The organism is Kitasatospora sp. MMS16-BH015, from assembly GCF_002943525.1.
Taxonomy (GTDB): domain Bacteria; phylum Actinomycetota; class Actinomycetes; order Streptomycetales; family Streptomycetaceae; genus Kitasatospora.
Genome location: NZ_CP025394.1, coordinates 8,399,116 through 8,411,816, shown reverse-complemented (window position 1 = coordinate 8,411,816; position 12,701 = coordinate 8,399,116). Strand labels below are relative to the sequence as shown.

Here is a 12,701-nt window from a genome sequence, read left to right as displayed (position 1 = left end):
CGCGAGGACGACAGGACGCACCCATGAACGACACTGCGCAGATACCGGGGAGCCGCTCTGTGCGCGAGGAGGACGGGGCTGCCACCGCCGTCCCGTCCCAGGGACGCGCCACCGGCGGACGCACCGGCCACCGCCCCCGCCCCCCGCAGTGGGCGGCCTGGGGGTTCCTCACCCCGGTGGTGATCTACCTCGGCGTGTTCTACGCCTACCCCCTCTACCGCAACGTCGACCTGAGCCTGCGCCACTACACGGTGCGCTCGTTCGTGACCGGCGACGCCCCCTTCACCGGACTGGCGAACTACCGAGCCGTCCTGGACGACCCCACCTTCCTGCCCGCGCTGCTGCACACCGTGGTGTTCACCGCCGGCAGTCTGCTGCTGCAGTACGGGATCGGCCTGGCCCTCGCGGTCTTCTTCACCCAGCACTTCCGCCTGGCGGCCACGCTCCGGGCCCTGTTCCTGGTGCCCTGGCTGCTGCCGCTGATCGTCTCCGCCTCCACCTGGTCGTGGATGCTGGGCAGCGACTCCGGCGTCGTCAACGCCCTCCTGCACGCGGTGGGCATCGGCCCGGTCCACTGGCTCACCTCCCCGAGCTGGTCCCTGGCCTCAATTGTGATCGCTAACATCTGGATCGGGATCCCGTTCAACCTGGTGGTCCTGTACAGCGGCCTGCAGAGCATCCCGGCCTCCCTCCACGAGGCCGCCGCCCTGGACGGCGCCAACGCCTGGCAGAGCTTCCGCCACATCACCTTCCCGCTGCTGCGGCCCGTGTCGGCCATCACCCTGCTCCTCGGCCTGATCTACACGCTCAAGGTCTTCGACCTCATCTGGATCATGACCAGGGGCGGCCCGGTCGACTCCTCGACCACCCTGGCGACCTGGTCCTACCGCCTCGGCTTCGGGAACGCCCTGCCGGACTTCGGCCACGGCGCCGCCGTCGGAAACCTCCTGGTCCTGATCGCCCTGGTCTTCGGCATGGTGTACATCCGCACGCAGCGAAAGCAGCAGTCGTCATGACCACACGACGCACCACCTGGTGGAAGACCGCGACCGGCCTCCTGCTCACCGCGCTGATGCTCTTCCCGGTCTACTGGATGCTGAACGTCTCCTTCACCCGCGACCAGGACATGCGCAAGTCCCCACCGGACTGGTTCCCGGCCCACGGCACGCTGGAGGGCTACCGGGCCGTCCTGGACCAGCAACTCCCGTACCTGGGAACCAGCCTGGTCATCGCGCTGGGCACCGTCGCCCTCACCGTGGCCCTCGCCGCACCCGCCGGCTACGCGCTGGCGAAGCTGCGCCCGCGCGGTGGCGGAGCCCTCGGCTTCGTGCTGCTGACCGCCCAGATGATCCCCGGCATCATCATGGCGATGGGCTTCTACACCATCTACCTCAAGCTCGGGATGCTGCACTCCGTGCCGGGCCTGATCGTCGCCGACTCCACGATCGCCGTCCCGTTCGCCGTGCTGATCTTCACCGCGTTCATGAGCGGCATCCCCGGCGAACTGCTCCAGGCCGCCCGGACCGACGGCGCGGGCACCCTGCGGACCTTCTGGTCGATCGTCCTGCCGATGAGCCGCAACGCGATCGTCACCGTCTCGCTGTTCGCGTTCCTCTGGTCCTGGTCCGACTTCGTCTTCGCCAGCACCCTGGACGGCGGCGGCGCCCACCAGCCGATCACGCTGGGGATCTACCACTACATCGGCAACAACAACCAGCAGTGGAACGCCATCATGGCCACCGCCGTGGTCGCCTCGATCCCCACCGCGCTGATCCTCGTCCTGGCCCAGCGCTACGTCGCCGCCGGCGTCACCGCCGGAGCCGTCAAGGACTGACCTGCCGTCACCCCCAGCCCCGCACGAGAAACGAGCGCCCCTGCGATGACCGACGCCCCGACCGGCCCGGCCTTCAACATCCGCGAGATCCCGTTCAGCAGCCACGGCTCCTGGTTCGGCCTCTCACCCGTGGTCTCCGAGCACGTCCGCGCCGAGGACCTGCACCTGGTCTCCCACCAGGGCGGCATGCACCCCGTGCTGCGCCTAGTGCCCGTCGCCGGGGCGGGCGGCGAGCGGGTCGAGACCGACTGGCACGCCACTCCGGGGCGGCTGACCTGGGCCGGGCAGGGCGGGCAGATCGAGCTGGCCTACCAGCGGGCCGACACCCTGCGGCTGCGCGGCACCGGGCTGGGCCTGCGGATCTGCGCCGCGGCCGAGCGGCTCACGCCGTTCAGCGGCACGTACTTCATCCACGACCCGCTCGACGGCTCCTACGTGTTCACCTCCTACGAGACCGGCCGGCGCTACCGCGTCAGCGTGCTGGCCGGGCGGGAGGCGGACGTCCGCGGGGTGGAGTCGCTCGGGGCCGCCGACCGCGGGCTGACCCTGACCGGCGACGACACCGGCTGCTGGGAGGCGGCCGTCGAGGAGCTCGACAGCGCCCGGGCGCCTCACGAACCGTCAGGCACCCACGAGCGGACGGCGGAACGGGCCGACCGGAGGTTCACCGAGTTCGCCGAAGCCGTCACCCCCTGGCGCACCCCGGACACCCCGGCCGCCGAGCTGGCGGCGTACGTGCTGTGGTCCGCGACGGTCGGGCCGGCCGGGTTCCTCCAGCGCCCCGCCGTCCTGATGTCCAAGCACTGGATGGACAAGGTCTGGAGCTGGGACCACTGCTTCAACGCGCTCGCCCTGGCCCCGGGCGCCCCGGAGCTGGCCTGGGACCAGTTCCAGATCATGTTCGACCACCAGGACGCGAGCGGCGCACTGCCCGACTCCGTGACCCACTCCGAGATCCTCTACAACTTCGTCAAGCCGCCCATCCACGGCTGGGCCCTGCGCCACCTGAGGCGACGCCTGCCGCAGCCCCTGAGCCGCGCCGAACTCGCCGAGGCGTACCACCGCCTGGCCCGGTGGAGCAGGTTCTGGCTCGACTCCAGGCGCGCACCCGGACAGACGCTCCCGCACTACCAGCACGGCAACGACAGCGGCTGGGACAACTCCACCACCTTCGACCCCGGACGGGTGCGGATCACCGCCGATCTCTCCGCCTTCCTGATCCTGCAACTGCGCGAACTCGCCGAGCTCGCCACCGAACTCGACCGCGCCGACGAAGCCGCCGCCTGGGCGCACTCGGCCGACACCCTCCAGGCTGCCATGGTCGACGAGCTGTGGACGGGCGAACGCTTCCAGAGCCGCTCACCCCGCACGGGCGCGGCCGCCACCAGCCTCAGCCTGCTCGACCTGATGCCCGTCGTCCTCGGCGAGCACCTGCCCAGCGAGATCAGCACCCGGCTGGCCGCCCACATCGAGACCCACCTGACCGCCCACGGCCTGGCCACCGAGCGGCCCGACTCACCCCGCTACCAGGCCGACGGCTACTGGCGCGGCCCCATCTGGGCACCCGCCACCGTCCTGATCGAGGACGGCCTGCGCCGCGCCGGGCACGTCGGCCTGGCCGACGAGATCAGCGTCCGTTTCCGCGCCCTGTGCGAGAAGTCCGGCTTCGCCGAGAACTTCGACGCCCTCACCGGCGAGGGCCTGCGTGACCGCGCCTACACCTGGACCGCCGGCAGCTACCTCCTCCTCGCCGAGGCACACGCCCACCGATCCGGTCGCTGACCGGCCGCCTCCCCAGCTCTGGGACCGCTCCCGGCGCCCTTCACCGCACTCCCACCCAGAGGAGCCGCACCTTGAAGACACCCACCACACGTCCCCGGCCGACGACCCGCACCGGACGACGAGCGGCCTCGACCGTCGCCGTCCTGCTGGCCGCCCTGGCCACCACCCTGGTGCCCGCCGTCCCGTCGCACGCCGCCGACACCTCCGTCTCCGTCGACTTCTCCACCGCCGGGGGCGCCCCCACCTACCACGCCTCGGGGACCCTCTACGGCATGACCCCCGACGGCTCGCTGCCCCAGGACCACTTCTACCGGGACCTCAAGTGGCACGCCGAGCGGGCCGGCGGCGCGCAGCTCAACAGCGGCGGCTACGCCACCAGCCTCGCCGACTACCAGACCCGCTGGAACTCCACCCTCGCCCAGTACAGGCGCACCACCGCCCTCGGCGGCACCTTCATCCTGCTCCCCCACGACCTGTGGGGCGCCGACGGCACCACCAACCAGGCCTTCCCCGGCGACAACGGCAGCTGGACGCAGTTCGACAACTTCGTCAACCAGCTCATCTCCGACGTCAAGGCCAACAACATGACGGTCCAGTGGGACCTCTGGAACGAGCCGGACCAGAACGGCTTCTGGAGTCGGCCCCAGAGCCAGTACCTGCAGATGTGGTCGCGGTTCTACGCCGCCGTACGGGCCAAGGCGCCCGGGCAGCTCATCGTCGGCCCCAGCAGCGCGACCCCGCCCGGCTCCGCCAACACCTGGTGGACCACCTTCCTGAGCTACGTCAAGGCCGACAACGCCGCCCCCGACATCTACAGCTGGCACGCCATCCCGCACGACCCCGTCACGGCCGTCGCCAACGCCAACGCGACCCTCGCCGCCGCGGGCCTGACCAACACCCGCCCGTACCAGATCAACGAGTACTCCGGGCTGGAGCAGCAGAACCCCGGTGGCGGCGGCTGGTTCATCAGCCGCCTGGAGCGGGCCGGTGCCGACGGCCTGCGCTCCAACTGGGGCGGCGGGCCCGCCCTGCACGACTACGAGGCCGGCCTGCTGACCAAGAACAGCGCCGGTCAGTACCTGCCGAAGGGCGAGTGGTTCCTCTACCGGTACTACGGCTCCCAGACCGGGAACATCGTGAACCTCACGCCCGGCACCAACACCGACGGCTTCGCCACCAAGGACAACACCGCGCGCAACGCGAAGATCCTGCTCGGCGACAACGGCAACACCGGCAACGTCACGGTCAACCTGAACCGCCTCGACACCACCTCGGTGGTGGAGAACGGCCGGGTGCGCGCGATCCTCCAGCGCATACCGAACAACAGCGGCGGCGCGGTGACCGGACCGGTGACGGTCTCCGACCAGACCCTGGCCGTGAACAACAACGCGGCCTCGGTGACCGTGCCCTGGACGGACGCCGCGGACGGGTACACCGTCACCCTGCTGCCGCCGTCCAACACCACCGTCTCCACCGTCGCGGTGGCGCAGCACAGCGGCCAGTGCCTGGACGACACCAACCTCAGCACCACCGACGGCACCCAGTACCAGCAGTACAGCTGCGAGGGCGGCTACCAGCAGATGCTCGACCTCAGGCCGGTCGGCGGCCGCGCGAACACTTACACGGTGGTCAACGAGTACAGCGGCAAGTGCCTTGACATCAACGGCGCTTCCACCGCCGACGGCGCCGCCGTCATCCAGTGGACCTGCAGCGGCGGCACCAACCAGATGTTCACCCTCCAGCCCGTCACCGCCCTCGGCAGCAGCCAGGACTACCAGCTCGTGGCCGTCCACAGCGGCAAGTGCGTGGACGTCAGCGGCGTCTCCGCCACCCCCGGCGCCCTCGTCCACCAGTGGACCTGCGACCCGGCGAGCAGCCTCGCCAACAAGCGGAACCAGATCTGGCGCCTCCTCGGCAAGAGCTGACCGGTCCCCGCCCCCCTTCTCCCAGGAGCCGCACGATGAAGTCGTTCCCCACGCCATCCCGAGCCGTGTCCTCCGCGGCCGTCCTGCTGACCGCCCTGGCCACCACCCTGGTGCCCGCCGCCCAGTCGCACGCCGCCGACACCTCCGTCTCCGTCGACTTCTCCACCGCCGGAGGCGCCCCCACCTACCGCGCCTCGGGGACCATCTACGGGATGACCCCCGACGGGTCACTGCCCCAGGACCACTTCTACCGGGACATCAAGTGGCACGCCGAGCGGGCCGGCGGCGCCCAGCTCAACAGCGGCGGCTACGCCACCAGCCTCGCCGACTACCAGACCCGCTGGAACTCCACCCTCGCCCAGTACCGGCGCACCGTCGCCCTCGGCGGCACCTTCATCCTGCTCCCCCACGACCTGTGGGGCGCCGACGGCACCACCAACCAGGCCTTCCCTGGCGACAACGGTGACTGGACGACCTTCGACGCCTTCGTCAACCAGCTCTTCTCCGACGTCAGGGCCAACAACATGACGGTCCAGTGGGACCTCTGGAACGAGCCCAACGGCCAGAACTTCTGGGGGCGGCCGGAGAGCCAGTACCTCCATATGTGGTCCCGATTCTACGCCGCCGTCCGCGCCGACTTCCCCGGCCAGCTCATCGTCGGCCCCAGCTACTCCACGACCCCCCAGAACAACACCTGGTGGCAGGCGTTCCTGCCCTACGTCAAGACCAACAACGCCGTCCCCGACATCTGGAGCTGGCACGCCGAGGCCGGTGACCCCGTCGCCGCCGCCGGCGCCATGGACGGCCTGCTCGCCTCCTACGGCCTCACCAACCAACGGCCGTACCAGATCAACGAGTACGCCACGCGCGCCCAGCAGACCCCCGGCGGCGGCGCCTGGTACATCAGCCGCCTGGAGCGGGCCGGCGCCGACGGCCTGCGCGGCAACTGGGGCTCCGGCCTGGCCCTGCACGACTACGAGGCGAACCTGCTCACCAAGAACAGCACGGGCCAGTACCTGCCGCGCGGCGAGTGGTTCACCTACCGCTACTACGGCGCCCAGACCGGCAACGTGGTCAACCTCGCCCCCGGCGCCAACACCGACGGCTTCGCCACCAAGGACAACACCGCGCGCAACGCGAAGATCCTGCTCGGCAGCAATGGCAACACCGGTAACATCACTGTCAACCTGGGCCACCTCGACACCACCTCGGTGGTGGAGAACGGCCAGGTCCGCGCCGTCGTCCAGCGCCTCTCCAACGCCAACGGCGTCGCCGGGCCCACCACCGTCTCCGACAGCAATCTGACCGTCGACAACAACGCCGCCTCGGTGACCCTCCCCTGGTCCACCGCCACGGACGGCTACACCATCACCCTCCTCCCGCCGTCCGACACCACGATCTCCACCGTCGCGCTCAGCGAGAACAGCGGCCAGTGCCTGGACGACACCAACCTCTCCAGGCGCACCGGCACCCAGTACCAGCAGTACTACTGCGAGGGCGGCTACCAGCAGATGCTCGACCTCAAGCCGGTCGCCGGAAAGGCCGACACGTACACCGTCGTCAACGAGCTCAGCAACCTGTGCCTGGACGTCGCGGGCCGGTCCACGGCCGACGGTGCCGCCATCGAGCAGTGGACCTGCAACGGTCAGACCAACCAGCAGTTCACCCTCAGCCCGGTCACCGCGCTCGGCAACAGCCAGGACTACCAGCTCGTCGCCGCGCACAGCGGTAAGTGCGTCGACGTCAGCAACGTCTCGAAGACGGCCGGAGCCACGATCCACCAGTGGACCTGCGACCCCGCGAGCAGCCTGAGCACCAAGAAGAACCAGATCTGGCGCCTTCTCGGCAAGAGCTGAAGCGAAGGGACATGACGACATGTCAAGACTCTGGCCGAGACACTCGACCGCGAGGCGCCTCCTGCACGGCGTCGCCGCGACACTGCTCCCGGTAGCCGTCATCGCCGGTGTCACCACCGCGACGGCGGCACCGGCCTCCGCCACCACTCCCACCCTCACCGTCGACCTGGGCGCCTCCACCGGGGCGTTCCGCGGCGGCGCCTCGGGGGCGCTGTACGGCCTCTACGGCCAGGACGTGCCGACCGACAACCTCATCGAGGGGATGGGGCTGAGGACCACCGACACCAAGTACCAGGACGGCCAGCAGCATCCGGGCTCGGACGCCCTGGAGATCGCCAAGCCCTTCGTGGACAGCGGCGGCGGGGACGTCTTCATCTATATGACGGACGTCTACCGGGCCAACTACGAGCGCACCAGCTACCCGGCCTACCAGGCGACTATCAGGACCCAGGTCGAGCAGGCGATGGCCAGCCCGTACGCGAGCCACATCGTCTTCATCCCCTACAACGAGCCCGACCTGAACTGGTTCAGGGGCATGGGCAGCAACGCGCCGGCGCTGGCCAACTTCAACGCCGAATGGCTCCAGACCTACACCTTCATCAAGGGCATCTGGCCCACGGCCCGGCTGGCGGGGCCCAACTCCGCCGGCTACACCGACTACTCCTTCAGCGGCTTCCTCAAGTTCTGCAAGGCCAACAACTGCCTGCCCGACGTGGTGACCTGGCACACCCTGGGCAGCCCGGCCGGCGTCCGCAGCACCGTCGACGCCTACCGCGCGGTGGAGACCGCCGCGGGGATCACCTCCCCCATCCCGGTCAACCTCAACGAGTACGCCCACCGGTACCACCTGACCGATCCCGGCCAGATGGTCCAGTGGATCGCCGGCATCGAGGACGAGAAGGTCGACGGCGACCTGCCGTACTGGAACATCAACGGCAACCTCGGCGACTCCGCAGCCGCCCAGAACACCCCCAACGCCCAGTGGTGGCTGTACCACTGGTACAGCTCCATGAAGGGCGGCAACACCGTCAAGGTCACCAGCACCGGGGCCAATGCCGCGTACACCCTCCAGGGCCTGGCGAGTCTGGACACGGCCAAGAAGCAGGCCCGCGTCATCCTCGCCGGCGGCGGCACCAGCGGCGCCGCCACCACGGTCGTCAAGAACATCGACCCGGCCGTCTTCGGCACCACCGTGCACGTCAGCGTCTTCCAGGACCGCTACAGCGGCTACCTCGGCGCGGCGGCCACCCCGACCCGGCTCTCCGACACGGACCTCGCCGTGGGCACCGACGGCTCCGTCACGCTCCCCCTCACCCTCGACACGATGTCCGCCTACCAGGTGATCGTCTCCCCGGGCGGCACCGGCAGCCTCACCGCCTCCGACTCCACCTGGACCGGCACGTACGAAGCCGAGAACGCCACGCTCACCGGCACCGGCTACAACATCAACACCGAGGGCACCAGCGCCAGCATCGGCAGGTTCGCCACCTCGGGCGGCAAGGACGTCGGCGGCCTGCGCACCGGCTCCAGCACCGTGATCTCCTTCCCCGTCTCCGTCCCCACCACCGGCGACTACAAGCTGTCGGTCTTCGGCAACAGCTACGCCAAGGACGCCGACGTCAAGGGGCCGACCAACGTGTACGCGCGGGTCGACGGCGGGGCCTCGACCAGGATCGACATACCGGTCGGCTTCCAGTGGGTCGTCTGGGGGCACAGCGACGCCACCGTGCACCTGACCGCCGGGAGCCACACCATCACCCTGGCCACCACCGGCGACAACGGTGCGACAACCGTCGGCGACGCGCTCATCGACAAGATCGACCTTCAGTACCAGGACCCCGCGGTCCAGGGCACCACGCTCTACGAGGCCGAGCAGGCCGACCTCTCCGACAGCGCCACCGTCACCTACGCCGGCCAGGGCCAGTCGGGTGCCGGCGCCGTCAACCTCACCTCCGGCAAGTCCGCGACCTTCTGGGTCTACTCGGCGCGGGACGGATACGCGGACCTGACGGCCCGCTACCGCAACACCGGCCAGGCCGCCCTGATCCTGAACGGCAGGGCCGTCGACGACCAGACCCTCTCGGGCGCCACCACCGGCGCCTGGTCCACCTCCACCAACCGGGTCTTCCTCAACGGCGGCATCAACAAGGTCGAGGTGACCGGCACCAGCAGCACACTCACCCTGGACGACCTGGCCGTCACCCCGTTCGGCGCCACCGACCCCGTCACCACCGGCAACGTCGTCACCTACCAGGCGGAGAACGGCACCCTCACCGGCACCGCCGCCGTGGACACCACCTACACCCAGGCCCACGGCGGCGTCGTCACCGGCATAGGCAACGGAACCGCCAACTCCCTCACCCTCGACGTCAACGCGCCCGCCGCCGGGACCTACGTCATGACCATGCGCTACGCCAACGCCGAGGAACTGCCCTCCAACCACTACAACCCCGACCTGTACGCCGAGCACGCCGACGTCAGCGTCAACGGCGGTGCCGCCACCCGCGTGAACTTCGCCGGCACCCTGCACTGGAACCAGTTCGAGGACTACGCCGTCCCCGTCACCCTCACCAAGGGCGCCAACACCGTCAGGTTCACCGCCTCACAGCTCTACAACTGGGACGGCACCACCATCGGCGTCGTCTACTCCGGCGGCGGCAGCGACCTCGGACAGCCCATGCGCTCCAGCTCGGCGCCCCACCTCGACCAGGTCTCCTTCGCCCCCGCGAGCCTGCACATCGGCGCGCCGTCCGGCTTCTCCTCCACCGCCGTCGCGCAGCACAGCGGGCTCTGCCTGGCGGACCCCTCCAGGTCGACCGCCGACGGCACCCAGTACCGGCAGAACACCTGCACGGGCGGCCAGGAGCAGACCTTCGACTTCCACCCCGTCGCCGGCGCGACCGGCACCTACACAGTGGTCGACCACTCCAGCGGCAAGTGCCTTGACGTCAAAGGCGCTTCCACCGCCGACGGCGCCGTCGTCATCCAGTGGACCTGCAGCGGCGGCACCAACCAGATGTTCACCCTCCAGACCGTCACCGCGCTCGGCAACAGCCAGGATTACCAGCTCGTCGCCGTCCACAGCGGCAAGTGCGTCGACGTCAGCGGCGTCTCCGCCACCCCGGGCGCCCTCGTCCACCAGTGGACCTGCGATCCGGCGAGCAGCCTCGCCAACAAGCGGAACCAGATCTGGCGCCTGACCGGCACGGCATGACCTGGCCTCGCCGGCGCCGGGCGGGCGTCACTCCAGGGCGCCCGCCTTGCGCAGCAGCACCGCCCGCTCGGGGGCGTTGCGGCACAGGCGGGCGGCGAGTTCCAGTTCGGCCCGGGCCTCGGCGGTGCGGCCGAGGCGCACCAGCAGCTCGCCGCGCACGCTCGGCAGCAGGTGCGAGCCCGACAGTCGGCCGGAGGCGAGCAGCTCGTCCACCAGGGACAGCGCCTCCTGCGGTCCGCTCGCCATCGCGACGGCCACCGCCCGGTTGAGCTCGACGACGGGTGACGGCGCCACTCGGCCGAGCGCCTCGTACAGCAGCACGATGCGTTCCCAGTCGGTCTCCCGCACCGAGGGCGCCGCCGCGTGGCACGCGGCGATCGCGGCCTGCAGACCGTACGGTCCGAGGCCCCGCCCGAGGCCGGCGGCCTGGCCGAGGGCGGCCAGGCCTCGGCGGATCGCGGAGCGGTCCCACCGGCGGCGGTCCTGGTCCTCCAGCAGGACCGCCTCGCCGTCGGGCCCGGTCCGCGCCGGGAAGCGCGCGGCGGTGAGCTCGAACAGCGCGAGCTGACCGTGCACCTCCGGCTCGCCCGGCAGCAGGGCCGCCAGCATGCGGGCCAACCGCACGGCCTCGTACGCGAGATCCAGGCGCAGCAGGTGGTCTCCGGCGGTCGCGGTCGAGCCTTCCGTGAAGATCACGTACAGGACGCTCAGGACTGCGCCGAGGCGCCCCGGCCGTACCTCGGCCGCCGGGAGTTCGAACGGCACGCGGGCGGCGGCGATCGTCTTCTTCGCGCGGGTGATCCTGGCCTGGACTGTGGGGGTGGGCAGGAGGAACGCGCGCGCGATCTCCTCGCTGGACAGGCCGCCCACCACGCGCAGGGTGAGCGCCACCCGAGCCTCGGGCGAGAGCACCGGATGGCAGGCGGTGAACATGAGGGCGAGGACGTCGTCGTCGACCCGGTCGGGATCCCACGGCAGGCTGTCCGCACGGTCGGGCGCGCTCTGCGCTCCGGAGCTGAACTCCCCCTCGGCCAGCGGGCCGGCGAGCAGGGCGTACCGTTCCTCGAGCGCCGACCCGCGGCGGAAGGCGTCGATGGCCCGCCGCCGCGCGGTCGCGAGCAGCCAGCCCACCGGGCTGGCCGGCGGACCGTCCGCCGACCAGGAGACGAGTGCCTCGGCCAGCGCCTCCTGCGCGACGTCCTCGGCGAGTGCGAAGTCGCCGGTGTAGCGGGCCAGCGCGGCGACGATCCGCGCGGACTCGATCCGCCAGAGGGCCTCGACGGCCCGCCGCGCCGACTCGGCGTTCGGCGGGCCGTCGAGGGCCGGGCTCGTCACAGCTGGCCGGTCCGCTCGCGCCACGCCCGCTCCTTGACGATCCACTCGTTGTCCTGCGGGAACTCCTCGATGCCCGGCACGCGGCGCACCTCACACTTCGAGCCGGGGAACGCCGGGAGCCGCTTGGCCCACTCGACCGCTTCCTCCTTCGACGCGACGTCGATCAGGTAGAAGCCGCCGAACAGCTCCTTCGTCTCACCGTACGGCCCGTCGGTGACCACCGGCGTCTCCCCGCTGAAGTCGACCACCACGCCCTGGGACGGGTCGTCCAGACCCTCCGCGGCGACCAGCACCCCCGCCCGGATCAGCTCCTCGTTGAAGCGGCCCACCGTCTCCAGCATCTCCTCGAAGGGCGTGGTCATCATCTTCGCCATGGACTCGTCCGTGCCGCGCATGATCAGCATGTACTTCGCCATCGTCGGTCTCCTTGATCAGGGGTCGTCTGCTCGACCCTCTCACTCCTAGGTCGAACGGCGCAGCCACAGATCGACACGGCGGATGGAAATCTTTTCGGGGCACCGCACCGCGGTGCTTCCTCGTAGAGGTACCACGCTCTCCCCACCGCTGAACATCCCATGTGTGCCGCAGACTTCACTCGATGCCGCACGGAGACGGTGCACGGACGGCTCAGATACATCCCATGTATCGAACGGGCCGGCTCATTCTGCCGTACGTCTTGACAGTCACCCTGGGGCTGCCAGAATCGGCAAAGCCGCAGAGCTGTTATCGCTCACATTCTCGTTCTCGTTCCCCTC

The 12,701-nt window shown here is 70.3% G+C and carries 8 protein-coding genes; 6 read left to right on the top strand and 2 right to left on the bottom strand.

The genetic code is table 11. The features are described 5' to 3' along the window. Positions 1-23: 23 nt before the first annotated feature. The 6 genes from CFP65_RS36230 (at position 24) to CFP65_RS36205 (ending at position 10,611) form a co-directional block, all read left to right on the top strand. Complete coding sequence (locus CFP65_RS36230; protein WP_104820153.1) at positions 24-1,016, top strand: carbohydrate ABC transporter permease; 993 nt, start codon at positions 24-26, stop codon at positions 1,014-1,016. Further along, a complete protein-coding gene (locus CFP65_RS36225; RefSeq protein WP_104820152.1) occupies positions 1,013-1,834 on the top strand; it encodes a carbohydrate ABC transporter permease in 822 nt (273 codons plus the stop codon). The genes CFP65_RS36230 and CFP65_RS36225 overlap by 4 nt, the downstream gene beginning before the upstream one ends. A 45-nt stretch (positions 1,835-1,879) precedes the next feature. Next, the gene (locus tag CFP65_RS36220) at positions 1,880-3,616 is read left to right on the top strand and encodes an amylo-alpha-1,6-glucosidase (RefSeq protein ID WP_104820151.1); all 1,737 of its coding nucleotides are present in this window, start codon (positions 1,880-1,882) and stop codon (positions 3,614-3,616) included. 71 nt (positions 3,617-3,687) lie between these two features. Next, entirely contained in the window at positions 3,688-5,541 is a 1,854-nt protein-coding gene (locus tag CFP65_RS36215) for an RICIN domain-containing protein (protein WP_256387294.1), read from the top strand. 35 nt (positions 5,542-5,576) lie between these two features. After that, entirely contained in the window at positions 5,577-7,397 is a 1,821-nt protein-coding gene (locus CFP65_RS36210; protein ID WP_104820150.1) for an RICIN domain-containing protein, read from the top strand. A 19-nt stretch (positions 7,398-7,416) separates the two neighbouring features. Continuing rightward, positions 7,417-10,611: an RICIN domain-containing protein gene (locus CFP65_RS36205; protein ID WP_104820149.1), complete on the top strand. Its 3,195-nt coding sequence runs from the start codon at positions 7,417-7,419 to the stop codon at positions 10,609-10,611. A 27-nt stretch (positions 10,612-10,638) separates the two neighbouring features. On the opposite strand, the gene CFP65_RS36200 is transcribed toward CFP65_RS36205, so the two are convergent. Together CFP65_RS36200 and CFP65_RS36195 are read right to left on the bottom strand one after the other, a co-directional pair. Beyond that, positions 10,639-11,970 (bottom strand): RNA polymerase sigma factor, encoded by a 1,332-nt coding sequence (locus CFP65_RS36200; RefSeq protein ID WP_104820148.1) that lies wholly within the window; start codon positions 11,968-11,970, stop codon positions 10,639-10,641. Next, positions 11,943-12,362: a YciI family protein gene (locus CFP65_RS36195; RefSeq protein WP_104820147.1), complete on the bottom strand. Its 420-nt coding sequence runs from the start codon at positions 12,360-12,362 to the stop codon at positions 11,943-11,945. The genes CFP65_RS36200 and CFP65_RS36195 overlap by 28 nt, the downstream gene beginning before the upstream one ends. Positions 12,363-12,701: the final 339 nt, after the last annotated feature.

Excerpts from the sequence above, each read along its gene's own strand:
- CFP65_RS36230 (WP_104820153.1), top strand. The coding sequence starts at position 24 with ATGAACGACACTGCGCAGATACCGGGGAGCCGCTCTGTGCGCGAGGAG.
- CFP65_RS36225 (WP_104820152.1), top strand. The coding sequence starts at position 1,013 with ATGACCACACGACGCACCACCTGGTGGAAGACCGCGACCGGCCTCCTG.
- CFP65_RS36220 (WP_104820151.1), top strand. The coding sequence starts at position 1,880 with ATGACCGACGCCCCGACCGGCCCGGCCTTCAACATCCGCGAGATCCCG.
- CFP65_RS36210 (WP_104820150.1), top strand. The coding sequence starts at position 5,577 with ATGAAGTCGTTCCCCACGCCATCCCGAGCCGTGTCCTCCGCGGCCGTC.
- CFP65_RS36205 (WP_104820149.1), top strand. The coding sequence starts at position 7,417 with ATGTCAAGACTCTGGCCGAGACACTCGACCGCGAGGCGCCTCCTGCAC.
- CFP65_RS36195 (WP_104820147.1), bottom strand. The coding sequence starts at position 12,362 with ATGGCGAAGTACATGCTGATCATGCGCGGCACGGACGAGTCCATGGCG.